The sequence below is a fragment of the Streptomyces sp. NPDC060002 genome, from assembly GCF_042737245.1.
Lineage (GTDB): Bacteria > Actinomycetota > Actinomycetes > Streptomycetales > Streptomycetaceae > Streptomyces.
On the sequence record NZ_JBHWUW010000038.1, the window covers coordinates 1 to 24,279 of the forward strand.

The 24,279-nt window shown below is 73.3% G+C and carries 23 protein-coding genes; 12 read left to right on the forward strand and 11 right to left on the reverse strand.

Translation table 11 applies throughout. The annotated features are described in order from the left end of the window. Positions 1-187 precede the first annotated feature (187 nt). On the reverse strand, positions 188-967 hold the full coding sequence (locus tag ACFWBD_RS28045) for a DeoR/GlpR family DNA-binding transcription regulator (RefSeq protein ID WP_385672392.1): 780 nt from the start codon (positions 965-967) through the stop codon (positions 188-190). A 94-nt stretch (positions 968-1,061) separates the two neighbouring features. Here ACFWBD_RS28045 and ACFWBD_RS28050 point away from each other — a divergent pair, with 94 nt between their 5' ends. Both ACFWBD_RS28050 and ACFWBD_RS28055 read left to right on the forward strand, forming a co-directional pair. Then, a complete protein-coding gene (locus ACFWBD_RS28050; protein ID WP_385672395.1) occupies positions 1,062-1,943 on the forward strand; it encodes an SIS domain-containing protein in 882 nt (293 codons plus the stop codon). Between the two features lie 26 nt (positions 1,944-1,969). Next, positions 1,970-2,812: a ketose-bisphosphate aldolase gene (locus tag ACFWBD_RS28055; RefSeq protein WP_385672398.1), complete on the forward strand. Its 843-nt coding sequence runs from the start codon at positions 1,970-1,972 to the stop codon at positions 2,810-2,812. Here the strand turns inward: ACFWBD_RS28055 and ACFWBD_RS28060 are convergent. Further along, positions 2,799-3,938, reverse strand: coding sequence for a methyltransferase (locus ACFWBD_RS28060; RefSeq protein ID WP_385672599.1), 1,140 nt, complete (start codon positions 3,936-3,938; stop codon positions 2,799-2,801). The genes ACFWBD_RS28055 and ACFWBD_RS28060 overlap by 14 nt on opposite strands. Before the next feature lie 77 nt (positions 3,939-4,015). Between ACFWBD_RS28060 and ACFWBD_RS28065 the strand changes: the two genes are divergently transcribed. Both ACFWBD_RS28065 and ACFWBD_RS28070 read left to right on the forward strand, forming a co-directional pair. Next, entirely contained in the window at positions 4,016-4,678 is a 663-nt protein-coding gene (locus ACFWBD_RS28065; protein WP_385672401.1) for an alpha-ketoglutarate-dependent dioxygenase AlkB family protein, read from the forward strand. A gap of 27 nt (positions 4,679-4,705) precedes the next feature. Next, on the forward strand, positions 4,706-5,950 hold the full coding sequence (locus ACFWBD_RS28070; protein ID WP_385672404.1) for an ROK family protein: 1,245 nt from the start codon (positions 4,706-4,708) through the stop codon (positions 5,948-5,950). 131 nt (positions 5,951-6,081) lie between these two features. Here the strand turns inward: ACFWBD_RS28070 and ACFWBD_RS28075 are convergent, their stop codons facing one another. Beyond that, positions 6,082-7,053, reverse strand: a complete 972-nt coding sequence (locus ACFWBD_RS28075) for a LysR family transcriptional regulator (protein WP_385672407.1) — start codon at positions 7,051-7,053, stop codon at positions 6,082-6,084. 140 nt (positions 7,054-7,193) lie between these two features. On the opposite strand from ACFWBD_RS28075, the gene ACFWBD_RS28080 reads away from it, so the two are divergent. From ACFWBD_RS28080 to ACFWBD_RS28090, 3 genes are read left to right on the forward strand one after another with little or no spacing between them, the layout of a single operon-like run. Next, positions 7,194-7,709: an SRPBCC domain-containing protein gene (locus ACFWBD_RS28080; protein WP_385672410.1), complete on the forward strand. Its 516-nt coding sequence runs from the start codon at positions 7,194-7,196 to the stop codon at positions 7,707-7,709. A gap of 9 nt (positions 7,710-7,718) precedes the next feature. Continuing rightward, positions 7,719-8,603, forward strand: coding sequence for an NAD(P)-dependent oxidoreductase (locus tag ACFWBD_RS28085; RefSeq protein WP_385672413.1), 885 nt, complete (start codon positions 7,719-7,721; stop codon positions 8,601-8,603). Positions 8,604-8,639: 36 nt separating this feature from the next. Further along, the gene (locus tag ACFWBD_RS28090) at positions 8,640-9,062 is read left to right on the forward strand and encodes a PPOX class F420-dependent oxidoreductase (protein ID WP_385672416.1); all 423 of its coding nucleotides are present in this window, start codon (positions 8,640-8,642) and stop codon (positions 9,060-9,062) included. Positions 9,063-9,086: 24 nt separating this feature from the next. Here the strand turns inward: ACFWBD_RS28090 and ACFWBD_RS28095 are convergent, their stop codons facing one another. The 3 genes from ACFWBD_RS28095 to ACFWBD_RS28105 are packed head-to-tail and all read right to left on the reverse strand — an operon-like array spanning position 9,087 to position 11,166. Beyond that, positions 9,087-9,995, reverse strand: coding sequence for a phosphotriesterase (locus tag ACFWBD_RS28095; RefSeq protein ID WP_385672602.1), 909 nt, complete (start codon positions 9,993-9,995; stop codon positions 9,087-9,089). Then, positions 9,992-10,576 (reverse strand): DUF4865 family protein, encoded by a 585-nt coding sequence (locus ACFWBD_RS28100; protein ID WP_385672419.1) that lies wholly within the window; start codon positions 10,574-10,576, stop codon positions 9,992-9,994. The genes ACFWBD_RS28095 and ACFWBD_RS28100 overlap by 4 nt, the downstream gene beginning before the upstream one ends. 8 nt (positions 10,577-10,584) lie before the next feature. Beyond that, positions 10,585-11,166, reverse strand: a complete 582-nt coding sequence (locus tag ACFWBD_RS28105; protein WP_385672422.1) for a TetR/AcrR family transcriptional regulator — start codon at positions 11,164-11,166, stop codon at positions 10,585-10,587. Between the two features lie 172 nt (positions 11,167-11,338). On the opposite strand from ACFWBD_RS28105, the gene ACFWBD_RS28110 reads away from it, so the two are divergent. Genes ACFWBD_RS28110 through ACFWBD_RS28120 form a run of 3 tightly spaced genes read left to right on the forward strand, consistent with a single transcriptional unit; the run spans position 11,339 to position 14,945 of the window. After that, positions 11,339-11,632 carry an SHOCT domain-containing protein gene (locus tag ACFWBD_RS28110; RefSeq protein ID WP_385672425.1) on the forward strand — a complete coding sequence of 98 codons (294 nt, stop codon included), beginning with the start codon at positions 11,339-11,341 and terminating at the stop codon, positions 11,630-11,632. Continuing rightward, complete coding sequence (locus tag ACFWBD_RS28115) at positions 11,629-12,387, forward strand: ABC transporter ATP-binding protein (protein WP_385672428.1); 759 nt, start codon at positions 11,629-11,631, stop codon at positions 12,385-12,387. Before ACFWBD_RS28110 ends, ACFWBD_RS28115 begins: the two co-directional genes overlap by 4 nt. After that, a complete protein-coding gene (locus tag ACFWBD_RS28120) occupies positions 12,384-14,945 on the forward strand; it encodes an ABC transporter permease (RefSeq protein ID WP_385672430.1) in 2,562 nt (853 codons plus the stop codon). The genes ACFWBD_RS28115 and ACFWBD_RS28120 overlap by 4 nt, the downstream gene beginning before the upstream one ends. A gap of 102 nt (positions 14,946-15,047) precedes the next feature. On the opposite strand, the gene ACFWBD_RS28125 is transcribed toward ACFWBD_RS28120, so the two are convergent. Next, on the reverse strand, positions 15,048-15,584 hold the full coding sequence (locus ACFWBD_RS28125) for an ATP-binding protein (protein ID WP_385672433.1): 537 nt from the start codon (positions 15,582-15,584) through the stop codon (positions 15,048-15,050). Between the two features lie 212 nt (positions 15,585-15,796). Beyond that, complete coding sequence (locus ACFWBD_RS28130) at positions 15,797-16,120, reverse strand: hypothetical protein (protein WP_385672436.1); 324 nt, start codon at positions 16,118-16,120, stop codon at positions 15,797-15,799. Positions 16,121-16,515: 395 nt separating this feature from the next. Here ACFWBD_RS28130 and ACFWBD_RS28135 point away from each other — a divergent pair, with 395 nt between their 5' ends. Then, positions 16,516-17,640 (forward strand): PLP-dependent cysteine synthase family protein, encoded by a 1,125-nt coding sequence (locus ACFWBD_RS28135; RefSeq protein ID WP_385672439.1) that lies wholly within the window; start codon positions 16,516-16,518, stop codon positions 17,638-17,640. 37 nt (positions 17,641-17,677) lie between these two features. On the opposite strand, the gene ACFWBD_RS28140 is transcribed toward ACFWBD_RS28135, so the two are convergent. Next, positions 17,678-18,148 (reverse strand): SRPBCC family protein, encoded by a 471-nt coding sequence (locus ACFWBD_RS28140; protein WP_385672442.1) that lies wholly within the window; start codon positions 18,146-18,148, stop codon positions 17,678-17,680. Between the two features lie 55 nt (positions 18,149-18,203). Next, entirely contained in the window at positions 18,204-19,034 is an 831-nt protein-coding gene (locus tag ACFWBD_RS28145) for a DeoR/GlpR family DNA-binding transcription regulator (RefSeq protein WP_385672445.1), read from the reverse strand. 400 nt (positions 19,035-19,434) lie between these two features. Between ACFWBD_RS28145 and ACFWBD_RS28150 the strand changes: the two genes are divergently transcribed. Next, positions 19,435-21,705 (forward strand): hypothetical protein, encoded by a 2,271-nt coding sequence (locus ACFWBD_RS28150; protein ID WP_385672605.1) that lies wholly within the window; start codon positions 19,435-19,437, stop codon positions 21,703-21,705. Positions 21,706-21,745: 40 nt separating this feature from the next. On the opposite strand, the gene ACFWBD_RS28155 is transcribed toward ACFWBD_RS28150, so the two are convergent. Next, positions 21,746-24,193 (reverse strand): right-handed parallel beta-helix repeat-containing protein, encoded by a 2,448-nt coding sequence (locus ACFWBD_RS28155; RefSeq protein WP_385672448.1) that lies wholly within the window; start codon positions 24,191-24,193, stop codon positions 21,746-21,748. Between the last annotated feature and the right edge of the window lie 86 nt (positions 24,194-24,279).

The following is a 24,279-nucleotide window of genomic DNA, read 5'->3' on the forward strand; positions in this document are numbered from 1 at the left end:
GTCGTGGCGACCGGCAGCGACGGGGCGTACGCCTTCTCCGACCTGGACGTCGGCCGGTACACGGTCATCGCGACCGGCTACCCGCCCCGCGCGACCGGGGTCGGCCTCGGCGACGGTGACGTGGACGACCACGACATCGAACTCGCCCACACCGGGGGCCGGTTCAGGTAGCGGGTGGCTTGCGGGCTCAGGCGAGGAGGACCTTGATGCCCGCCTCCTCGAACCGTTCCACCGCCGCCGCGTCGGCCGCCGTGTCCGTGACCAGTGTGTCCACCGCGTCGGCCGCGCAGATCCGGGCGAACGCCCGCCGCCCCAGCTTGCTGGAGTCGGCCGCCACCACCACCCGCTCGGCGCGCTCGCACAGCAGCCGGTCGACCGCCGCCTCGGCCTCGTCGTGCGCGGCGGCGCCGTGCGTCACATCGAAGGACACGACACCGAGCACCGCCACGTCGAGGGTGATCTGACCCAGCACCCCGTCCGCGAGCGGCCCGACCAGCTCGTACGACTGCGCCCGTGCCACCCCGCCGGTCACCACGATCTTGAACTGGGGGCGCACCGCCAGCTCCGCCGCGATGTTCAGCGCGTTCGTGACCACGGTCAGCGCGGGCGAGCCGGACGTCAGATCGCCCCGCACGGCCAGCGCGCGCGCCACCTCCGTGGTCGTCGTGCCGCCGGTCAGTCCGACCGTCTCGCCAGGCGCGACCAGATCGGCCACCGCCCTCGCGATCCGCTGCTTCTCGGAGGCCTGCCGGGCCGTCTTGTACCGCAACGGCAGTTCGTACGACACCCCGTGCACCACCGCCCCGCCCCGGGTGCGCAGCAGCATCTGCTGCTCGGCGAGCTGGTCGAAGTCACGGCGGATCGTCGCCGCCGACACGGCGAGCTCGGCCGCCGCGTCCTCGACGTCCAGCCGGCCACGCTCGACGAGGAGCTCCAGCAGCGCCTTCCAGCGGGCGTCACGCGACATCGACGTTCTCCGTTCGCATGCTTGAAGTTGCTCGAATGATGGCTCTATCTTGCATGAACACTCATGAACAGTCACCGTCGGGAAGAGGTGGGGCATGACCCACGTCGAGGACGAACTGACCGACCAGCCCGCGTGCTGGACCCGCGCCGCGGCCGAAGTCTCCCGATACGCCGGTGAGTTGCCTACGTCCGGGGAGCGGGTCGCGATCGTCGGCTGCGGCACCTCGTACTTCATGGCCCAGGCCGCGGCCGCGCTGCGCGAGGGCGCGGGACACGGCGAGACCGACGCCTTCGCCGCCTCGGAGTTCCCCCACGCCCGCTCCTACGACCGGGTCGTCGCCCTGACCCGATCCGGCACCACCAGCGAGGTCCTCGACCTGCTCGGCCGGCTGCGCGGACACACCCGCACGACCGCGATCACCGCCGACCCGAACACCCCGGTCACGGAGTCGGCCGACCACGTCGTGGCCCTGGACTACGCCGACGAACGCTCCGTCGTGCAGACCCGGTTCGCGACCACCGCGCTCACCCTGCTCCGCGCCCATCTGGGCCTGCACGGCGACAGCGTGGTCACCGACGCCCGCACCGCGCTCGCCGAGCCGCTTCCCCGAGGCCTCGTGGACTGCGGGCAGTTCACCTTCCTCGGACGCGGCTGGACCGTCGGACTGGCGAGCGAGGCCGCGCTGAAGATGCGCGAGGCGTCGCTGTCCTGGACCGAGGCCTATCCCGCGATGGAGTACCGGCACGGCCCCATCAGCATCGCCACCGGCTCCACGGCGACCTGGATGTTCGGTGAGGCACCCGACGGGCTGGCCCGGCAGGTGGGTTCCACCGGCGCGCTGTGGGTGCCGGGCGAGCTGGACCCGCTCGCCGAGCTGGTCCGCGCCCAGCGCCTCGCCGTGGCCGTCGCCGCCGCCCGCGGCCTCGATCCGGACCGCCCGCGCCACCTCACCCGCTCGGTGATCCTCACCCCCTGAGCCCCGACTCGCGAAGAGGAGTTGCCGTGCCGCTCACCACCACCGGCGAACTGGTCACCCGGGCGCACGCGGCCCGTACCGCCGTCGCCGCCTTCAACATCATCACGCTGGAACACGTCGAGGCGGTCATCGCCGGCGCCGAGCGGGCCGGCGCGCCCGTCGTCCTCCAGGTCAGCGAGAACGCCGTCGCCTACCGCCAGGGGCAGCTGCTCCCGCTCGCGCGCGCCGCCGCCGTCGCGGCCGAACGGGCCGCCGTACCGGTCGCGTTGCACCTCGACCACGTCCGGAGCGACCCGCTGCTGCGCCGGGCGGCCGACGCGGGCTTCAGTTCGGTCATGTACGACGCCTCCCGCCTGCCGTACGAGGAGAACCTCGCCGCGACCCGTTCCGCCGTCGAGCTGGCGCATGCCCAAGGGCTGTGGATCGAGGCCGAGCTGGGGGAGATAGGCGGCAAGGGCGCGCATACGCCGGGGGCCCGCACCGACCCGGACGAGGCCCGCGCGTTCGTGGCAGACTCCGGCGTGGACGCCCTGGCCGTCGCCATCGGCAGCGTCCACGCGATGACCACCCGCACCGCAGCCCTCGACCACGGCCTGCTCGCGCGGCTCCGCGCGGCCCTCGACGTGCCCCTCGTCCTGCACGGCTCCTCCGGAGTCCCGGACCGCGAGCTGACGGCCGCCGTCACGGGCGGCATCGCCAAGGTCAACATCGGCACCGCACTCAACCAGGCGATGACCGGCGCGATCCGCGAACACCTGGGAACGCATCCGGACGCGGTCGACGCCCGCACCTATCTGGGCGCGGGCCGGGAGGCCATGGCACGCACCGTCCAGCGGATCGTCACCGGTGTGGGGCTCACCCTCGCCTGACCGACCTCAGCACCACGAACTTCCGGTCACCGGAGACCAGTTCACTGTTGCCGAACAGTCGCTTCAGCTTCAGGTGGTAGCCCAGGTGCCGGTTGCCCACCACCCACAGCTCGCCGCCCGGCCGCAGCGCGCGCCGGGCCCCGGTGAACATCCGCCAGGCCGTGGCGTCCGTCGTCGCCTGGTGGGAGTGGAACGGCGGGTTGTTCAGCACGACGTCCACACTGCCGTCCGCCACCCCCGCCAGCCCGTCCCCGACCCGGAACTCGGCGTGCCCCGGCACCCCGTTCGCCTTGTACGTGGCCTCCGCCGACGCCACCGCCTGGAACGACTCGTCCGTGAACAGCACCTCGGCCTCCGGGTTGGCCAGCGCCACCGCCGTACCGACGATCCCGTTGCCGCAGCCCAGGTCGACGACCCGGCGGGCGCCGCTGGTCCTCGGCAGGTGCTTCAGAAGAAACCGGGTGCCGATGTCGAGCCGTTCGGCGCAGAACACGCCCGCGTGGTTGACGACCGGACGGCCGGCGAGGGCGCCACCGACGTCGTCGGGAAGGTCGTAGGCGTACGGCCACGGGTTGGCGGGGTGTCGCAGCGACGGAGCCGGTGTGCAGAAGACGAGCCGGGCCTTCTGCTCGGCGAGCGAGGTCCGGGTCGGCCCCAGGATGCGCTCGAACAGCCTCAGCGTCGAGGTGTGGATCTCCTTCACCATGCCGGCGCCGACGACGACCGTGCCCGCGTGCACGGCGGGCGCCAGCCGCAGCAGCTGGTCCTCCAGCAGCGCCAGGCTCTTGGGCACCCGGACCAGGAGCACGTCGATCCGCTCCGGCACCGGGTCCTGGGTGGTGAGCAGCCGGACGGCGCCGGTCTCCACACCGGCCCGCGCCAGGTTCGCCCGGGTCGCCTCCTGCCCGAGCCAGGAGTCGGTGATCTGCGTCGGGCGGTGCGCGGCGAGCGCCGTGACCAGCGCGCCCCAGCGGTCGCCCAGCACCACCACCGTGCCGGTCAGCGGGACGTCCCGCTCCGCGAGGTGTCTGAGCAGGTACGCGTCGGATGCGTCCCAGGCGCGCAGCGTCTCGCGCGGATCCTCGGGGTGGCGGGCCAGCGCGACCTCGCCCCACGGCGTCGTCATACGGTCGTTCATCGTGCCTCAAGGCTAACCGAGCAGCAGCTCAGGACCGGTGTCGACCCATGGCGGAGGATGGGCCCATGGACTCCGAGCTGTTTCCGCGGGAACGTGCGCAGGTCGCGCCGGGCGCGGTGCACCTGCCCGACTGGGCGGACCCGGCACACCAGCGTGAGCTGCTCCGGGCCTGCCGGGACTGGGCCCGTCCGCCCGCCGGCCTGCGTACGGTCCGTACGCCCGGCGGCGGCACGATGACCGCCCGCCAGGTCTGCCTGGGCTGGCACTGGTACCCGTACGCCTATGCCCGCACGGTCAGCGACGGTGACGGCGCGCCCGTCAAGCCCTTCCCCGCCTGGCTGGGCGAGCTGGGCCGGCGCGCGGTGGCCGACGCGCTGGGACAGGACGAGGCCCGGGGAGCCGCGTACGACATCGCACTGATCAACTTCTACGACGGCGACGCCCGCATGGGCATGCACCGTGACGCCGACGAGAGGTCCGAGGCGCCCGTGGTCTCCCTCAGCCTCGGCGACACCTGTGTCTTCCGCTTCGGCAACCCGCGGACCCGGACCCGGCCCTACACCGACGTCGAGCTGCGCAGCGGCGACCTGTTCGTGTTCGGGGGGCCGTCGCGGCTCGCGTACCACGGGGTGCCGCGGATCCTGCCGGGCACCGCGCCGGCCGGCCTCGGCCTGACGGGACGGCTGAACATCACGCTGCGGGTGAGCGGCTTCCCGGACGCCACCTGAGGAACGGATCATGGGAGACTCGCCCTCATGAGCGGCAAGGCGGACCCCCGGCCGGCGGGGGATGGGACCACCTCGAGAGCGCGGTTGGACCGGGGGCGCGGTGCGCTCGGGCCCGCGTTGGAGCTCGTGCACACCGGGCGGGCGCCCACCCGTGCGGTACTCACCGCCGAACTCGGCGTCACCCGCGCGACGGCCGGCGCGGTCGCCGCGGAGCTGGAGGCGCTGGGCCTGATCAGGGTCGACGCGCGGCCGGGCGCCGCCGCCGGTTCGCAGGGCCGCCCCTCGCACCGGCTCGAGGTCGCGGAGGAAGGCCCGGTCGCCCTCGCCGCGCAGGTCCACGCCGACGGGTTCCGGGCCGCACTGGTCGGTCTCGGCGGGCGGATCGTCGCCACCACACCCAGCTGCGAGACCGTCGACGCCGACCCCGCCAAGGTGCTCGGCGCCGCGGTCGACGCCGGCGCCGACCTGCTGCGCCGGACGGGCCGGCCCTGTGTGGGCGCCGGACTCGCCGTACCGTCCGCGGTCACCGAACCCGAGGGGCTGGCGCTGAACCCGCTGCACCTGGCGTGGCCGGCGGGCGCGCCCGTGCGGGAGATCTTCGCCGAACGGATCCGCGCGGCCGGGCTCACCGGCCCCGGGTTCGTGGGCAACGACGTCAATCTGGCCGCCCTCGCGGAACACCGCCACGGCGCCGGACGCGGCGCCCGCGACCTGCTGTGCGTGGCCACCGGCCACCGGGGCGTCGGCGGCGCGCTCGTGCTGGACGGCCGTCTCCACACGGGCAGTTCGGGCCTCGCCCTGGAGGTCGGCCATCTCACCGTCAACCCCGAGGGACGCCCCTGCTACTGCGGCAGCCGGGGCTGCCTCGACGTCGAGGCCGATCCGCTCGCCCTCCTCACCACCGCGGGCCGTGAACCCGGCCCCGAGGGCTCCCTGCTCCAGCAGGCCAACGAGCTGATCGCCGAGGAGTACGGCGATCCGGTGGTCCGTATGGCCGCCGAAGCCCTGATCGACCGGCTCGGTCTGGGTCTGGCGGGCCTGGTGAACATCCTCAACCCCGACCGCATCATCCTCGGCGGTCTGCACCGCACCCTTCTCGACGCCGACCCCGACCGGCTTCGCGCCGTCGTCGCCGACCGGAGTCTGTGGGGCCGCAGCGGTGGCGTCCCCATCCTCGCCTGCTCCCTCGATCACAACAGCCTGGTCGGCGCGGCCGAGTTGGCCTGGCAGCCGGTGCTGGACGATCCGCTGCGGGCGCTGGGCCCCGTGTGACCCACGGTCCAGGTCGGTCCAGCAGGGTGAGTGCCTGTTCCGCCGCGTACCGGATCCGGATGGTCACCCCCTGGAGGAGACTCACATCCTGGCCGCCGCGGGTACAACGGACAAGGCCCGTGAGCCGGTTGCTACCAGCTCTGTGCCGCCGCCCGCAGCCGGTCGCGGACCCGGCGCACATCGGGGTCGGACTCGCTGCCGGGACGCTGGACGAGGAAGAGCGTGTTGAGCGGGGGTTCCTCGGGGGCGTGGAGCCGGGCCAGGCGGCCCGCGTCCAGGTACTCCTGGCACAGGGAGTGCGGCAGCACGCTGTAGCCGGCGCCCGCGTTGACCGCCGACAGGACCGCGTACAGATTGGGTACCGTGACCGCGGCGCGGGCGGTGAGCTGCTTGCCGAAGACGTTGCGCCAGTAGCGGCGGGCGATGGGCAGGTCCTCGGCGTACGTCACCAGCGGCACGTCCCGTAGCGCGGCGCACAGACCGCCGTCCCCGGGGTACTCCTCGACGCGCCGGGCCCAGGTGGGGGCGGCGACCAGGACGTACTCCTCGTCGGCCAGCGGCACCGACTCCAGCGCACGACCGCGCGGCCGCCGGGTGGCGATCACCAGATCGTGCCGGCCGGCCCGCAGCTCCTCCAGCAGCGGTTCGGTCAGCCCCTGCGTGACCCGCAGCCGAAGCCCGTCGGCGACCAGCGGGGCCAGCGCGGGCAGCACCCGCACGCACAGCAGCTCCGACGGCCCCGCCAGATGCACCGGTGTGATCCGCCCGGACTGCGGACCGCCGCCGTCGAGCGCGGCCAGCGCGTCCAGCGGCGCGGCGACCTGCCCGGCGAGCTCGTGTGCCGGCGGTGTGGGTTCCACCCCCCTGGGCAGCCGGGTGAAGAGTTCACGCCCGGTCTGCTGCTCCAGGGTGCGGATCTGGGCGGTCACGGTGGGCTGCGAGAGCCCCAGCTGCGGGGCCGCCGCCGTGAACGAGCCGGAGCGGTACACGGCCAGAAAAGTGCGCAGCAGGTTCAGGTCGGCGTGCGTCGGCAGCCGCCTGCCGGCGGCGGCCCCGCCGCCCCCGCCGACGAACTCGCCGAGGTCGAGCGTCCGGTTCTCCATACCGACCAGCGTAGCCGCCGTACACATCGGCATCCCGATGGCGGCCATCGACCTCTCTATTGGTTTCCCGATGAGAGGCGGTCCTACCGTCGAAGAGGTCGCCGAGCGGCGGCACCCGCACTCTCCGGAAGGACCCACCCATGACCACGCAGAACGCGATCACCTGGCCCGAGAAGTACCTCCCCGGCACCGGCGACAACTTCGTCTCCAACGAGGTGATCGTGCAGGGCCTCACGGCCGCGAAGGTCTGGCACTTCCTGGTCGACACCTCCGAGTGGGAGGGCTACTACGACAACGTCGCCGACATCTCCTTCCCGCGGGGCGGCGGTCCCGAGCTGAAGGACGGCCTCGCCTTCGGCTTCGGCACCTTCGGCTTCCCGCCCCTGGACGCGCTGGTCGTCGAGTTCCGGGCCCCCGCCGACGGCGTCCCCGGCCGCCTGTCCTGGACGGCCGGGCAGGACGGCACGCCCGAGGAGCGGCTCGACGTGCTGCACGCCTGGCTGGTGGAGGACCTGCCCGGCGGCCGGGTCCGCATCCTGACCCAGGAGACCCAGATCGGGCAGCCCGCGGCCGCCCTTGCGGGCGAGCGGCCGAACCCGATGCTCAACGGCCACCAGGCGTGGCTGGACGGCCTGGTCGGCGCGGCGTCGAAGTAGGTTGAGGCCATGACAGACGAACTGACCGTGGGCGTCCTCGGCACCGGCATCATGGGCGCCGCGATGGCCCGCAACCTGGCCCGGGCAGGCCACACCGTGCGCGCCTGGAACCGCACCCGCGCCAAGGCCGAGCCGCTCACCGCCGACGGCGTCCACGTCGTCGACACCCCCGCCGAGGCGGTCGAGGGCGCGGACGTCGTCCTCACCATGCTCTACGACGGCCCCGCCGCCCTGGACGTCATGCGCGAGGCCGCTCCCGGCCTGCGCGCCGGAGCGGCGTGGGTGCAGTCGACGACCGCCGGGACCGGGGCCATCGGCGACCTGGCAGCCTTTGCGCTCGCACACGACCTCGTCTTCTTCGACGCGCCCGTCCTGGGCACCCGGCAACCCGCCGAGGCCGGTCAGCTGACCGTGCTGGCGGCGGGCCCGAGCGAGCACCGCGCCGCGGTGGCGCCGGTCTTCGACGCGGTGGGCGCGCGGACGGTGTGGACGGGTGAGGACGGCGGCGAGGGCAGCGCGACGCGCCTGAAGCTGGTGGCCAACAGCTGGGTCATCGCGGCCACCGCCGCGGCCGGCGAGGTCCTCGCCCTGTCGCAGTCCCTGGAGGTCGACCCGAACGCGTTCTTCGAGCTGATCGCGGGTGGCCCGCTCGACATGGGGTACCTGAGGGCGAAGACCGGCCTGATCCTCGAGGACCGGCTCTCACCCGCGCAGTTCGCGGTGACGACGGCCGCGAAGGACGCGCGTCTGATCGTCGAGGCCGGCCGTGAGAACGGCATCCGGCTGGACGTGGCGGAGGCGAGTGCCGAGCGTCTGGAGCGGGCCGCCGCTCAGGGGCATGGTGACGAGGACATGGCCGCCGCCTACTTCGCCAGCTTCGACGAGAACGCCTGAGCTTCGACGAGAACGCCTGAACCGCGAGGAGATCCCGTGTCCGAGCCCCCGCTTCCGCCCGAGGCCGTCAAGCTGCTGGGCCGCCCCAACCCCTGTGTGATGGCGACCCTGCGTTCCGACGGATCCCCCGTCTCCACCCCCACGTGGTACGTCTGGGAGGACGGGCGCGTCCTGATCAGCCTGGACGAGGGCCGGGTCCGCCTCGCGCACCTGCGCCGCGACCCTCGGCTGACCCTCACCGTCCTCGACACCGACGACTGGTACACGCACGTCACCCTGATCGGGCGGGTGGCCGAGCTGCACGAGGACGAGGGCCTGGCCGACATCGACCGCATCTCCACCCACTACACGGGCAAGCCGTACCCCGACCGGGTCCGCTCCCGCGTCAGCGCCTGGATCGAGATCGACCGTTGGCACGGCTGGGGCGCCCTGAAGGACAGCGACCAGGCGTCCACCTGAGCGTCCCGCGGCCGGGCCCGGCGTTCAGCGCCACTCGACGCCGAAGGCCCGCCCCGGGTTCTCCGCCAGGATCCGCGCCACGAGCTCCTCACCCACGGAGAGCGCCAGCCGTGGCCGGACCCGGCGCAGCAGATACGGCATCCCGGGACCGCCGTCGACGGAACGGGCCGAGGCCGTCGTGGTGTCGCCGCCGAGCAGCAGCCGGTCGCCGAAACCGGCGTCGGCCAGGGCCCGTACGGCGTCCGGCATCCGCCAGTCGGTGGCGTGGTGGGCGCGTGAGGGGCCGTCGAAGGCGAGCCGGCAGCCCGCCTCGGCGGCCTGCCGGTGTGCCACCCCGTCGGGCGCGCGGTTGAGATGCCCGAGGATCACCCGGTGCGGGGGCACGGCCAACTTCCCGCACAGCAGGTCGAGCACGTCGAGCGCGCCGGTACCCAGTTCCAGGCGGACGGCGATCGGCGCGTCCGTCGCGTGATGCGCCTCGGCCGCGGCGGTCATGGTCCAGCGGGTGTGCGCGTCGAGGGCGTGGAACCCGCCCGCGACCTTGACGAGCCCGGCGCGGACCCCCGACGTCCCGATGCCCTCGGTCAGTTCGGCCACGAACACCTCGGCGAGCCGGTGCCGCAGACCGTCGAGCGTCGCCTCGTCGTAGTGGACGTCCTGGTGCAGCCCCGTCGCGGCCACCACATGCACCCCGGCGTCCCGGGACAGCGGCGGCAGATCCGCCGCGCGCCGCCCGAGACCGTAAGGCGTCCACTGCACGACGGCGTCACCGCCCTGCGCGCGGAACGCGGCGAGCTCGGCACCCGCCGCGGAGCGGCTGTTCAGCTCCTGACCGGGCAGCCGGGGGCTGCCGAAGAACAGATGGTCGTGCGCGTCGCACACGCCGAGCCACTCGGCCGGCAGGTCCCCGAGCACGGTCCGGACGGCCCTCACCACTGCCGGCCCCCGGGCAGGGCGGTCCGCCCCGGCGCCGACAGGTGCAGCACCTGGAACAGGTCGCCGTCGGCCTTCGGCGTGTCGTGCGCCCAGAGCGAGAAGTGCACTCTCTCCCAGCGGTTCGTGTCGACCGCCGCCGCCGCGAGCACCGCGCCCTCCTCCCGCGCCAGCCGCCCCACCTCGTCCGCCACGTCCCGCGCCATCTCGGACAGCACCACCCCGTCCGGGACCGGCTCGCGCCGCCGTACGGCGAACAGGGCGGGGCAACCGGCGGCGACGCCCTCCTCGTACGCCAGACCGGTCCACTGACGGACCGTCGGACGCCCGAAGTCGTCGCTCAGCCCCTGGAAGCCGCCTCCCCAGAGGAAGGTGTTCATGCCCTCCACGGTGTTCCAGAGGTAGAACGGCGCGTACTGGTTGACCGGCGAGCCGTGCACCCCGCGCTCGCGCAGCAGGTAGGCCTTGAGGCCGAGGCCCTCCCAGTCGTCGAGCAGATGCCCGACACGGGACACACGCGCGTGGATGACGCCCATGTCGTAGTCGGCGGGCAGCGTGAGTTCGTACTGCATGGCGTGCATGGGGCCTCCTAGCCGGCCGGACGAGGTACGAGCAGCGAGAGCAGCCCGCGGACACCCGCGTCGAAGGCGGTCGGTGAACCGGACGCGCGGGCCAGGACGTAACCGCCCTGGACGGTCGCGAGGACGGTGGCGGCGATCGCCTCGCCGTCCAGCTCGGGCCCGAACTGCCCCTGTTCCTTGCCTTCTTCGACGAGGTGCGCGATCCGTTCACGGATCCGGTCGATCGTGTCGTCCACGGGTGCGCGCAGCTCGTCGCTCGCGATCACCTCCGGATCCATCGTCAGCCGCCCGATGGGGCAGCCGCGCAGCACGTCCCGCTCGCGCGTGAGGTACGCCGCGATGCGCTCGTAAGGCGTGCCCGGCCCGTCGAGTACTCCCTCGGCGGTGGCCCGCATCTCGTCGGCCGTGCGCCGGATCGCCGCCAGGGCGAGGTCGGGCTTGCCCTTGAAGTGGTGGTACATGCTGCCCTGCCCGGCGCCCGCGCGCTCCAGGATCGCCTTGGGGCTGGTCCCCACGTAACCGCGCTCCCAGAGCAGCTCCCGGGTGGACTCGATCAGTCGCTCCGAAGTGCTCACGAACCGACTGTACATACCAGTAGTTACAGAAGTCGAGTGCTCGGCGGGCACCCTCGAGGAGCAGCCGGGACACGCGCGCGTACTCCCGGAGGGGTACGCACACTGCCGCTGGCCGTACGACGACCCGGACCCCCGCCCGGCGGGACTCTCGAGGCATCACGCAGACCCACTGAGGAGATGACCCGAGATGAACACTTCGGCAAACTGGGACGGCGGCGGACCCGGCCCGTGGATCCTGTTCTTCCCGCTGATCTGGGCGGCCGTCGTCGTAGGCGTCGTCACGCTCCTGCGCCGCACGGGATGGCGGGGCCGCCGCGGTCCGTGGAGCCCGGTCGGCGACCCCCGGCCCACCGGCGACTCGCCCCTGGCCGTCCTCGGCCGTCGCTTCGCCTCCGGTGAGATCGACGAGGACGAGTACTGGCGCCGGCTGTCCGTCCTGGACGAGCAGTTCGGCCGCACGGGCAAGGGCGGTGCGGCATGAGCACCGCGACCGCCACCACGGCCCCCCGCGACGCCGCGCGGGTCGTCGACGCCGTGAAGGTGTACGGCGTCGGCGACACCGCCGTACGAGCCCTGGACGGGGTGAACGTGGCCTTTCCGGCCGGACGGTTCACCGCGGTCATGGGCCCGTCGGGCTCGGGAAAATCCACGCTGATGCACTGCGCCGCCGGGCTGGACACCCTCACCTCGGGCACCGCGTACATAGGCGACACCGAACTGCGCACCCTCGACGACCGTCACCTCACCCTCCTGCGCCGCGACCGGGTCGGTTTCGTCTTCCAGGCGTTCAACCTGGTGCCGACCCTGACCGTCGAGGAGAACATCCGGCTGCCGCTGGACCTGGCGGGCGAGCGGGGCGAGTCGGAGTGGATCGATTCCCTCGTGGACGTCGTCGGGCTGCGCGACCGGCTCCACCACCGGCCCTCCGAGCTCTCCGGCGGCCAGCAGCAACGCGTCGCCGTGGCACGGGCGTTCGCCGGCCGGCCGGACGTCGTCTTCGCCGACGAGCCCACCGGCAACCTCGACTCCCGCACCGGGGGAGAGGTGCTCGGGCTCCTCGCCCGCACCGTACGCCGGACCGGCCGCACGGTCGTCATGGTCACCCACGATCCGGTCGCCGCCGCCCACGCCGACGAGGCCGTCTTCCTCGCCGACGGACGGCTCGTGGACCGGATGGAGTCCCCGACCGCCGATCGCGTCCTGGACCGCATGAAGGCCTTCGAGGTGCCGTCGTGAACGCGTCCCTGCGGCTCAGCCTCTCGTCGCTGCGCGCCCACCGGCGCCGCTTCGCCGGGACCTTTCTCGCCGTCTTCCTCGGCGTGGCCTTCCTGGCCGGAACGCTGGTCATGGGGGACACCCTGCGGGCCGGCTTCGACTCGATGTTCGGCAACGCGACCGCGGGCACCGACGCCGTCGTGCGCGGCGCCGACGCCATCACCACCCCCGGCGAGAGCCAGGGCGTGCGACAGCCCGTCCCCACGGACCTCGTCGACACCGTCGCGGCCGTCCCCGGCGTCGCGGCCGTCGCCCCCGACATCCAGGGCGCGGGGCAACTCGTCGGGAGCGACGGCAAACCGATCGGCGGCCAGGGCCCGCCCACCCTCGCCGGCAACTGGATCACCGACGCGAAGCTCAACCCCTACCGGCTCGCGCAGGGCCGCGCACCGGCCCGGTCCGGCGAGGTCGTCGTCAACCGGGCCACCGCCGGGAAAGGCGGCCTGGAGATCGGCGACACCACCACGCTGCGCACCCCCGACCCCGTGCGCGTGACGATCGTCGGACTCGCGACCTTCGGCGGCGAGGACGGCATGGCCCAGGTGACCTTCACCGGCATGACCCGCGCCGACGCCGAGAAACACCTCACCGCCACGCCCGGCCGGGCGACGGGCATCGTCGTGCGCGCCGACCCGGGAGTGAGCCAGTCGGAGCTCGTCGACCGGCTGACTCCCGTGCTGCCCAGGGGCGTCGAGGCCATCACCGGTCAGGCGTCGGCGCAGGAGAACACCGACATGATCGCAAGCCAGTTCCTGACGATCTTCACGACGTTCCTCCTGGTGTTCTCCGGTGTGGCCCTGCTGGTCGCGACCTTCTCCATCCACAACACCTTCGCGATCGTCGTGGCCCAACGCGCCCGTGAGAACGCACTGCTGCGCGCCCTGGGCGCCTCCCGCCGGCAGGTCACCGAGGCCACGCTCGTCGAGGCCGCCGCGGTCGCCGTCACCGCCTCGGCCGCCGGACTCGCGGGCGGCATCGGTATCGCCGCCGGTCTCCAGGCGCTGTTCCCCGCCATCGGATTCCCCTTCCCCGAGGGCGACCTGGTGATCAGCGCCGTGTCGCTGGCCCTCCCCCTCGTGGTCGGCGTCCTGGTCTGTCTGGGGTCGGCGCTGCTGCCCGCCGTGCGCGCCGGCCGCACCGCCCCGCTGGCAGCGCTGCGCGAGACGGCCGTGGACTCCGCCGACGCCTCCCGCCCGCGCGCCGTCGCCGGCACGGGCCTGCTCGTCCTCGCCGTCGCGGCGGCCCTCACCGGAGTCCTGGTCGCTCCGTCCGTGTGGCTGTCCGGAGGCGGAGCCGTCCTGGCCCTGATCGCCTTCGTCGTTCTCGGCCCGGTCGCCGCCGGCACGGCCGTACGCGTTCTCGGCAGCCCGCTGCACGGGCTGCGGGGCGTCACCGGTGGCCTCGCCCGCCGCAACGCCCTGCGCAGTCCGAAGCGGACGGCGGCCACCGCCGGCGCCCTGATGACCGGCGTCGCCGTGGTCTCCCTCTTCACCGTGTTCGGGGCCTCCCTCAAGGCGACCATGGACCAGACCGTCTCCCGCTCCTTCGCGGGCGACGTGGCCGTCAGCACCCCCTCCTTCGGCGCGGGCGGCAGCGGACTCAGCCCGAACCTCGCCCCGGCCCTCGGCAGGCTCGCCGAGGTGGACACGGCCGTCGGACTCGGCCGCGGAGTCGCGGAAGTCGACGGGAAGGGGCGGGCGTTGACCGTCACCGACCCGGTCGCACTGCGCCGTACCTTCGACCTCGGCACCGTCCGGGGCGACCTGGGCGCCCTCGGGCCCGACGGCATCGCGATCACCCGGCAGGAGGCGGACCGCCGGCACCTGACCACCGGTGACACCGCCCGGCTCGCCTTCGCCGACGGCGACGAGAAGACGTTCACCGTACGCGCGCTCTACGGCCGTTCCGAACTGGCCGGCGACTACGTCATCACCCGCGCGGCCTGGGCCCCGCACCGCACCCAGGACGCCGACACGCTGCTCGCGGTCTCCTTCGCGGACGGCGTGAGCACAACCGAGGGCAAGGCCGCCGTGGAGAAGGTCGCGGCGCTCTACGGCAACCCCGAGGTGCAGACCCGCGACGAGTACGCGCAGTCCTCGGCCGGCGGCATCGACATGATGCTCACCCTGGTCTACGCCCTGCTCGCCCTCGCGGTCCTCATCGCCCTGCTGGGCATCGCCAACACGCTGACCCTGGCGATCCACGAGCGCACCCGCGAACTCGGCCTGCTCCGGGCGGTCGGCCAGACCCGGTCCCAGCTGCGGGCCATGGTCCGCTGGGAGTCGGTCCTGGTAGCAGCGTTCGGCACGGCGGGCGGCCTGGCCCTCGGCGCCTTCCTCGGCTGGGTGCTGGTCCGGGCCTCCGACGGGGCGAGCGACAGCGCCTTCGCCTTCGCGCTGTCGCCCGCGCGACTCGCCGTGGTGGCCCTGGTGGGCGTCGCCGCCGGAGCCCTCGCCGGGCTGCGCCCGGCCCGGCGCGCGGCACGCCTGGACGTGCTGCGGGCCATCGCCACGGAGTGACGTACGTCCGGACGGCGTACACCCCAGGTGCGATGCGCCGTGGCCCAAGGAGACGTACGCCCCGAGGGACAGGTGCGCCCCGAGGGTGGCGTCACCGCCCGGTCAGCCGACGACGGCCGACCGGGCGGGGGCATGTGCGGGCCGCAGATCGTCGACCGAGACGACCTCCGTGAACCGCGGCGGGGCCTGCTCCCGGGGCGTACGACGCGGCGGACGCGCCGACAGCTCGCGCGTGGCCACGGGGGCCGGCAGCGTGAACCACACGACCTTGCCGGACTCGCCTTCCGGCCGGGCGCCCCAGCTCTCGCTCACCGCCGCCACCATGGCCAGACCGCGCCCACAGGTGGCGAGCGCCTGTTCGTCGACCACCCCCACGACCGGCAGGCGCGGGTCGTGGTCGCGCACGGAGACGGTGAGCCGGTCGAGCAGCAGCTCCATCTCCACGACGCACAGCTTGTCGGGCTGCGCGTGCAGGTGGACGTTGGTCAACAGCTCCGTCACACCGAGTGCGGCGCGGTCTATGAGCGGATCCATATGCCAGTAGCGCAACTGCGCCGATACGATTCTGCGGACCTGACCGATCCGCGACGGCAGGGCCTGAAGCTCGACCGTGCAGTGCCTGTTCGGGTTGGTGATCACGGCTGCGACTCCCCGACTTAGGTCCGGAAGAACACGGGATTCGGATCGAGCAGAGCGTCTGCGCAAGGCGGCCGCCTGCTGTCGTGGCCGGCGGGCTGGTTCGCAGCGTTATCGCCGGTAAACCCAGAGTGACGTGAGACCAGAGTGGCGCAGGGGCCGCAATGCCGCAACTCGCGTCGGCCCGGCCACCCGTCCGGCTCATCGGCGCAGGCTCAGCCGCCGCGCCCCGCCGCCCTGCGCACGGCCTCGATGAAGCGGCGCGCCGCGGGCGGCCCCGGTTCGCCCGGCGCCGGGTCGTGGTCGCCGAGGGTCAGCTGATACCGCTTGCCGTTGAGGTCGGCCAGCGCGCGGTCCTCCGGCGCGAACCACGGCCTGGAGGCACGGACCGCCTGCACGGGCGCGCTGTCGATCTCGCTGCCGTAGCTGGTCAGCAGTTCCAGCCTGCCGTCGCTGATCCGGACCTGGCCGGCTCGGGTGAGCGAACGCAGCCGCTTGCCGATGCGCACGCCCGTGGCCGTGAACTCCGGCTCCGCCATGACTCCCCGCCCCCTTGTGTGCCTGGGCGAGCCGAACCGTGCACCCGCGTGGGTCGTGATCCAGCCCGCGTCCTGATCGAACTCGTCCTCGATCCAGTGTGCGCCCCCGTCCGGGACCCGCGTCCGGGCCGGCGTCATCACCCCGCCCGGACCATCGCCCGACCCGGTGCAGTCTGCCCGCGCCCGGCGTCGAGCACCAGTGCGCACGACGCCTCGGCGCTACCCGTCCGGAGCATTCGCGGGAATGCGCCCCCGCGCGCCCAAAGCCGCCCCCAGGGCCGCCTTTGAGGCTCTCAAAGGTGTGTTTATGCAGGTGAGAAGCGTGCGGCTGGTGCTTATGATCGGTGCGTCGGCCGCGCGGACCACCGTCGGCGCGAAGCCTGAAGGAGCCCGCCGTGACCACCCCCCAGACCGGCAGAACCGGCGCCACCCTCGACGTCGACCGCAGCGACACCGCCTACCGCGACTGGCTGAAAGAAGCCGTCCGCAAGGTCCAGGCCGACGCCAACCGCTCGGCCGACACCCATCTGCTGCGCTTCCCGCTCCCCGAGAAGTGGGGCATCGACCTGTATCTCAAGGACGAGTCGACCCACCCCACCGGCAGCCTCAAGCACCGACTCGCCCGCTCGCTCTTCCTCTACGGCCTGTGCAATGGCTGGATCCGGCCGGACCGCCCGGTGATCGAGGCGTCCAGCGGTTCGACGGCCGTCTCCGAGGCGTACTTCGCCAAGCTGATCGGCGTGCCCTTCATCGCGGTCATGCCGCGCACGACGAGCGCCGAGAAGATCCGCCTGATCGAGTTCCACGGCGGCCGGTGCCACTTCGTCGACGACTCCCGCACGATGTACGAGGAGTCCGCCCGCCTCGCGGCGGACAGCGACGGTCACTACATGGACCAGTTCACCTACGCCGAACGGGCCACGGACTGGCGCGGGAACAACAACATCGCCGAATCCATCTTCCGCCAACTGGAGTGGGAGCGGTTCCCGGAGCCCGCCTGGATCGTGGCCACGGCCGGCACCGGCGGCACCTCCGCGACCCTCGCCCGGTACGTCCACTACACGCGGCGAAACACCCGCATCTGCGTCGCCGACCCGGAGAACTCGTGCTTCTTCGAGGGCTGGACCACCGGCGATCCGGACGTCACCTGCGACTGCGGCTCACGCATCGAGGGCATCGGGCGGCCGCGCATGGAGCCCAGCTTCGTGCCCGGCGCCGTCGACCGGATGATGAAGGTCCCGGACGCGGCCAGCGTCGCCGCCGTACGCGCCCTGGAACGGGCCATCGGCCGCAAGGCGGGCGGCTCGACGGGCACCGGACTGTGGAGCGCGCTGAAGATCGTCGCCGAGATGGTGGCCGACGGACAGCGCGGCAGCGTGGTCACCCTGCTGTGCGACCCGGGCGACCGTTACCTCGACAAGTACTACTCCGACGCCTGGCTCGCCGAGCAGGGTCTGGACATCGCGCCGTACACCGCCGTGATCGAGTCGCTGCTGGCCACGGGCGCGTGGCCGGCCTGACTTCCACGCGCTGCCCGAGGGGGCGGGCCGGGGCCCTCTACGGGGTGAGCCGGCGGTCCAGCTTCGTCACCGCGCCCCGGAACGACCGCCCCAGACCCGCCCGGGCCAGCCGCAGAACCGCACGGAACGCGCCGTTCCCGTCGGCGGCGAACGTCCACTGCACCCGCGTCCCCGCCCCGGCCGGCGACAGCCGCCACTCCTCGACCAGCGCCCGCACGCCCGGCGCGTTGGTCACGTCCACGCGGTAGGCGTACACCTCCGGATCCTTCGCCAGGAGGACCGTCTCCCGGAAACGCGTGCCGCCCCTGAGCCGTACGTCGCGCCCCGCGCCGTCGTCCAGGGGCTGGACGGACGTCACGGCAGGGAACCACTCCGCCCAGCCCGACACGTCCTCGGCGAGCGCGCGGAAGACCCGCTCGGGGGGAGCGGACACCTCCCGGGCGAAAACCAGCCGTACAGGAGCGGTCTCGACGAAGGCGAGCCCTTCGGGACGCAACCGGTGAGCCATGCGCGCGACCTCCTCATGGCGAGGAAACGGGTGCGTCACCCTAGCCGCAGGCCCTTCAGATGTCTGTACCCTCACCGGGCTCGCCGGCCACCACCAGCCGCCGCAGCTGCTCGGAGACCTCCACGCGCGCCGCCTCCGGCAGCCCCGCGTCCGTCACCAGAGTGTCGACCTGCTCCAGCGCCGCGAACGAACTCAGGCCCACCACACCCCACTTGGTGTGGTCGGCGACCACCACCACCCGGCGCGCCGACTGCACCAGACGCCGGTTGGTCTCGGCCTCCGCGAGGTTCGGCGTCGACAGACCGGCCTCGGCCGATATCCCGTGCACACCGAGGAACAGCACGTCGAAGTGGAGCGCCGCGATGGCCTGGTCGGCGACCGGACCCACCAGAGAGTCGGACGGTGTGCGCACCCCGCCGGTCAGCACGACCGTGGCCGCGCCCTGCCGGGGACCCGAGGTGCGCTGCGCCACGTGGAAGACGTCGGCCACGCGCACCGAGTTGGTCACCACGGTCAGATCCGGCACGTCCACCAGGTGATGCGCCAGCGCGTACGTCGTCGTACCGCCCGACAGCGCGATCGCGCTGCCCGGGGCGACGAGTTCCGCCGCGGCCTTCGCGATGTCCTCCTTGGCGGTCAGCTCCAGGCCCGACTTCGCCTCGAAGCCCGGCTCGTGGGTGCTCGCCTCCACGACCGGCACCGCGCCGCCGTGCACCTTCTCCAGGACACCCTGTCGTGCCAGCGCGTCGAGGTCGCGGCGCACCGTCATGTCCGACACGCCGAGCTTGCGGGTCAGCTCGTTGACCCGTACGCCGCCCCGGCGGCGTACCTCGTCCAGGATCAGGGCGCGGCGCTGCTCCGCGAGGAGGTTCTGATTCTCACTCACGTACGCTCCGGTCCTTTCCCTCAGCCCGTCCGACAGGCCCGCTCACCTGCTCCGACGAGGCCATTCTCGCCGATTCCGGTGCGGGGCGTCCCATCCTCGCACGGCCCGCTCACAGACGGTCCACCACCCCGACGCGTGCATGCCACTCGTACGAGGCATGGGTGTTCCCCACCCGGTCCGGGGAGGTTCCGTGACGGGAGGTGTATCAAGCCTTTGAAGTGGCGATCCTTATGTCCGCACGGACGCATGTCGAAGGCGTGTCACGGGGGAAGTGCGAACAGTGGAACGTGCCTCAGCGGACAGAACCTCAGGGGACAGAACCTCAGGGGACAGAACCTCAGCGGCCAGAACGGCCCTGGAACTCCTGGTCCACGGCGTGGGTGGCGCCACGCCCGAGAAGATGCTCAGCGACCCGCGCACGGTGCGGATCACCGGTGACGACACGGCGGCCGTCTTCCGGCGCGCCGACGACGTCACCGCGGACACCGGCCCCGCCGACGACCGCGGCCGCGACGCCCCGGTTCCCGAGGCCTATGTGTGGTCCAACCTCACCTCGGGCAACGGCACCCGTGCCCTGTGGCTCCTGCTGCTGCCGTTCATGGTCGTCAACCTCGCCCACTGGATGCGGCCCGCCGCACGGGAGGGCGTCCGCGCCGTGCGTCTGTACGGACTGCTCGTGCGGCTCGCGGCGCTGAGCCTGACGGTGCTGCTCGTCGCCGCGGCCTGCGAGGTCGCCCTCGACCTGACCGCCTGGCAGTGCGCGGGCACGACCGCGTGCGCCGAGCGTCACTCCTGGCTGGGCTTCCTCTCGCCGGCGCTCTCCGACGGCGGCTGGTGGAGCCTGCCCGGCCGACGGCTCGCCCTCGCCGCCCTGGTCCCCACCGCCCTCGTCGGCCTCCTCTGGTACCTGTCCCACCGCACCTGGCGGGCGTACGAGTCCCAGCAACCCCTCGACCGCGCGCCCGAACCCGAGAACGGCCCCGATCACACCGCGCTCGGCCGGCCCGGCTTCTGGTACGGGCGCCGGCTGGTGGCCCGCCTCCGCGCGGCGCACACCGCGGCGGGACTGCTGACGGTGGCCGCGGCGGTCGGTACGGCGGCCGTACGCCAGGACCGCCGACCCGGCGGCCCCGCCCTCCTCGACGGGCTCGGCCGGTTGCTGGAGGCGTCCCTGGTGGCGGGCGCGCTGGCCACGGTGTGGGTGGTGTGCCGCCGGGGCCGCAGCGAGCACCGCCTCGACCGCCGCGTCGACGCGCACCTCGTCCACCGGCTGCCGTCGGCCGCCCTCGTCCTGCTCGCCCTCACCCTCGTGTACGCCGGGTGGGAGCGCCCCGGCTGGCACTCCGAGGGCCGGCTCCCCGGCGACGCGACGTTCGGCGGCCTCGCCGTCGCCCAGGGCGTCCTGGTGATCGCCCTCGCGGCCGTCGCCCGCCTTCTGCACCACTGCCCTCGCGAGCGCTCCACGTCCGCGGACGCGAACGGGGCCACTGCCGTCGAGCGGGTCCAGCTCGTCCAGCAGGAGCGCTGCGCCCTGCGCGGGCTCGGTGGGCCCGCTGTCGCGATGCTGGCCTGCGCGCTCGGCGGGGTGATGTCCGGTGGCGTGTCGCAGCGTGTGTCGGACTGGCTGGACGGCACCGGGACCTTCCTCGACGGGCCGCCCGTGCTCTTGACCTGGCAGGCGTCCGCGATCCCCGTGCTGCTCGTCGTCCTGCTGGCGCTGTGCGGACTGCTCGGCCGGCAGACCTGGCTGCTCACCCGGGCCGAGCAGGACGCGGTGGGCCGCGAGTACGGGGTCGGACCCGGGGACCCGGCCCGCACCCGTCGCATCGCCCGTGCCCGCGCGATGGCCACCCTCACCGACCGCGGCCCGCTCCTCGTCGCCGTGGTCTCCACCGCGACCCTGCTCCTGGGCGCGGGCGCGCTGGTCGGCGCCTTCGCCACCGGGAAGACCCCGGTCCGCGCAGGGGACGGCGCCCAGCCCTTCGTCCAGGGCGCCGCCCAGACCGCACAGGCGATGGGCTCCTGGCTCATCGGCCTCGGCTTCGTACTCTTCGTCACCTGGGGCCGGCGCGCCTACAAGGACGCCTCCGCGCGGCGCACGATCGGCATCCTCTGGGACGTCGGCACCTTCTGGCCGCGCGCCGCGCACCCCTTCGCCCCGCCCTGCTACGCCGAGCGCGCGGTCCCCGACCTGACCTGGCGGATGGCGAGTTGGACGCGCGCCACCGGCGGACGTCTGGTGATCTCCGGTCACTCCCAGGGCAGCGTCCTCGCGGCCGCGGCGGCCTGGCAGCTGAAACCCTCCGACCGCAAACGGGTCGCCCTGCTCACCTACGGCTCCCCGATCGAGCGCCTCTACGGCCGCTGGTTCCCGGCCCACTTCGGTCCGGCCGCGCTCGCCGCCCTGCACGAGGACATCGCCTGCTGGCGCAACCTCTACCGGCTCACCGACCCCATCGGCGGCCCGGTCCGGCTGGCCGGCGACGACTGTGGCCCCCAGGTGGACCGCGAGCCCCTCGCGGACCCTCTGGCGTACGGCCGCGACGAGGAACACCCGCTGCCCGCGCCCATCCTGGGCCACTCCGACTACCAGGCCGACCCGGCGTTCGCGCAGGAGCGCGAGATGCTGCTGGGACGGCTGCGACCGGAGCTGCCCGTGCAGCGCACCTGAGCGCACCTGAGCGGATCCGAGCGGATCCGAGCGGATCCGATCAGGGCAGCTCGGGCAGGTCCTCCGCGTACAGCAGCGTCAGGTCGTCCTTGTTCGGCTCGGCCACCTGGGCGACCCGGCCGGCGTGCCGCTCCACCATCGCCTCGAACGTCTGGCGCGCGGTACGCCCGTTGCCGAAGGCGGGTCCCTTGGGGAGCTCCGTGAAGTACTTCCGCAGGGCGTCCGCGGTACCCGGAGCGAGCCGGTACTCGTGCTCCTCGGCCTGCTGCTCCACGATCCGCAACAGCTCGTCGGGGCCGTAGTCACCGAAGGTGATGGTCCGTGAGAAACGGGACGCCACACCGGGGTTGACCGAGAGGAAGCGCTCCATCTCCGCCGTGTAACCCGCCACGATCACCACCACCGAGTCCCGCTGGTCCTCCATCAGCTTCACCAGGGTGTCGATGGCCTCCTTGCCGAAGTCGCGGCCGGCGTCCTCCGGCGACAGCGCGTACGCCTCGTCGATGAACAGCACACCGCCGTGCGCCCGTTGGAAGGCCTCCTGGGTGCGGATCGCCGTCGAGCCGATGTGTTCGCCGACCAGGTCGACGCGGGACACCTCGACGAGATGCCCCTTCTCCAGCACGGCCAGGGCGGCGAGGATCTCGCCGTAGAGGCGGGCGACCGTCGTCTTGCCGGTGCCGGGGGAGCCGGTGAAGACCAGATGGCGCTTGACGGACGCGGCCTTGAGTCCGGCCTGCTGACGGCGCCGGCCCACCTCGATCATGTCGATGAGGGCCCGCACCTCGCGCTTGACGCTCTCCAGGCCCACCAGCGTGTCCAGCTCGCCGAGCACGTCCTTCGAGCTCCGCACCGACGGCTCCGGTTCACCGGCGGCCCGCTGCGGCTCCGGCGCGGTGACCCGCTGCTCGGGGACCACGCCCAGCAGGCCCGGCGACTGCGCGGTCGTCTGCACCACCGTCTCCGGCGCCGCCGCGGCCCCGGGTGTCCGCACGCCCGCGCTCTCGTCGCTGGTGCAGTCCTCGACCACGGGACCGGAGCCCGATCCCCCGTCCGCCCCGGCGTCGGCGAACTCGTACCCGCCGCGCGCGCAGCGCTCCGTACGGCATTTGCGCAGCGTCGTACGACTGCCGTCTATCACGTGGAAGCCATAGCCGCCGCTGTTCGTCACCCGGCAGTTCAGGAAGGTGCCGCGGCCGCCGGCCGACACGTAGAACCCGGCCTCGGCGGGGGAGTCGACGGTGCAGCGCTCGACGGTGGGGTCGGCGCCCTTGGTGACGATCACGCCGGTCTGCGTGCTGTCCACGGTGCAGTTGTTGAGGGTGCCGCCGCTGCCGTGGTCGCGGAACCACGCGCCGGTCGCCGCGTCCCGGATCCGGCAGTCGTCGAGCTGGGCCGTCGCGCCGTCGCTCACCGACACGGCCGTGTTGCGCACCTGGGACAGGTCGCTGTCCACGACGTCCGCGCGGGAGCCCCGGTCGAGGACGAACAGGGCGTCGGGCACGTCGTGCACCCGGCAGGAGTCGAGGACCGCGGTGGCGCCGTCGCTGACCCAGACGGCCGGGTAGTCGCCGGTGCTGTCGAAGATCTCGCACTGGTTGGCGTCCACGCGGGTGCCCGGGTCCCAGACCGACAGCCCATTGCGACCGAACTGACGCACCGTCGTGCGGGTCAGCGTCAGTACGGAACGGGAGCGCAGATCGACCGCGTTCTCCGGGATGTCGTGGATACGGCAGTCGGCCAGGGTGAGCACGGCGTCCGTGTCGAGCGTGACGCCGTCGGAGGTCGTGCGGTGCACATCGCAGTCGGTGAGGTGAGCGGTGGCCCGGGCGGTGATCTGGACACCGCTGCCCCTGACCTCGTAGACCTCGCAGCCCACCGCTTCCAGGGAGGAGTTGTCGCCGGTAGCGCTCAGACCCGCGCCCGACGTGTGGTGCACCCGGCAGCGCTCCAGCCGGGGGTGGGCGCCGCCGCGCACCGAGACGCCGGCCTGCCCCGCCGAGACGACCTCGCACTCCTCGAAGACACCGCCGCCGCCGTCGACCACGGCGATGCCGATGCCCGCCGGGTTGTCGACGGTGCACCGCCGGACCGTCGGGCGGGCACTGCCCCGCACCTCGATGCCCGCCGCGGACCGCGTGACGATCCGCAGGTCCAGCAGCTCCGGGGTGCCGTCCTCGACGAGCACCGCGGGCGCGGCCGCGTCCTGGCCCTCCACGTGCAGGTCCTGTACCACCGCCGAGGCGCGCACGGTCAACGGCACCCCGTCCACGGGCGCGAGGCGCACGGAACCGGGGGAGCCCTCGGGACCGCGCAGCGTCACCGACCGCTCCACGACCAGGTTCTCCCGGTAGGTTCCGGGAGCGATGGTGAGGACGTCGCCCTCGGCCGCGGCCTCCAGGGCGGCGGCGAGCGACGCGTACTCACCCGTGCGGCGCCGCCACCTCGATGTGCCGGTGTGCGTCACCTGGACCGTGCCCTGTGCCATGGCGTTGCTGTGCCCCCACCTCGTGGTACGCGGGTTGATGCCGAATGGTTCGGCCGGACCACCGTAGCGTGCGCGCGGGTGGTGGG

Coding starts and splice junctions, on each gene's coding strand:
- ACFWBD_RS28150 (WP_385672605.1), top strand. CDS start 19,435: ATGCTCAGCGACCCGCGCACGGTGCGGATCACCGGTGACGACACGGCG.
- ACFWBD_RS28050 (WP_385672395.1), top strand. CDS start 1,062: ATGACCCACGTCGAGGACGAACTGACCGACCAGCCCGCGTGCTGGACC.
- ACFWBD_RS28065 (WP_385672401.1), top strand. CDS start 4,016: ATGGACTCCGAGCTGTTTCCGCGGGAACGTGCGCAGGTCGCGCCGGGC.
- ACFWBD_RS28115 (WP_385672428.1), top strand. CDS start 11,629: ATGAGCACCGCGACCGCCACCACGGCCCCCCGCGACGCCGCGCGGGTC.
- ACFWBD_RS28110 (WP_385672425.1), top strand. CDS start 11,339: ATGAACACTTCGGCAAACTGGGACGGCGGCGGACCCGGCCCGTGGATC.
- ACFWBD_RS28060 (WP_385672599.1), bottom strand. CDS start 3,938: ATGACGACGCCGTGGGGCGAGGTCGCGCTGGCCCGCCACCCCGAGGAT.
- ACFWBD_RS28080 (WP_385672410.1), top strand. CDS start 7,194: ATGACCACGCAGAACGCGATCACCTGGCCCGAGAAGTACCTCCCCGGC.
- ACFWBD_RS28045 (WP_385672392.1), bottom strand. CDS start 967: ATGTCGCGTGACGCCCGCTGGAAGGCGCTGCTGGAGCTCCTCGTCGAG.
- ACFWBD_RS28140 (WP_385672442.1), bottom strand. CDS start 18,148: ATGGCTCACCGGTTGCGTCCCGAAGGGCTCGCCTTCGTCGAGACCGCT.
- ACFWBD_RS28105 (WP_385672422.1), bottom strand. CDS start 11,166: ATGTACAGTCGGTTCGTGAGCACTTCGGAGCGACTGATCGAGTCCACC.
- ACFWBD_RS28085 (WP_385672413.1), top strand. CDS start 7,719: ATGACAGACGAACTGACCGTGGGCGTCCTCGGCACCGGCATCATGGGC.
- ACFWBD_RS28070 (WP_385672404.1), top strand. CDS start 4,706: ATGAGCGGCAAGGCGGACCCCCGGCCGGCGGGGGATGGGACCACCTCG.
- ACFWBD_RS28130 (WP_385672436.1), bottom strand. CDS start 16,120: ATGGCGGAGCCGGAGTTCACGGCCACGGGCGTGCGCATCGGCAAGCGG.
- ACFWBD_RS28100 (WP_385672419.1), bottom strand. CDS start 10,576: ATGCACGCCATGCAGTACGAACTCACGCTGCCCGCCGACTACGACATG.
- ACFWBD_RS28075 (WP_385672407.1), bottom strand. CDS start 7,053: ATGGAGAACCGGACGCTCGACCTCGGCGAGTTCGTCGGCGGGGGCGGC.
- ACFWBD_RS28155 (WP_385672448.1), bottom strand. CDS start 24,193: ATGGCACAGGGCACGGTCCAGGTGACGCACACCGGCACATCGAGGTGG.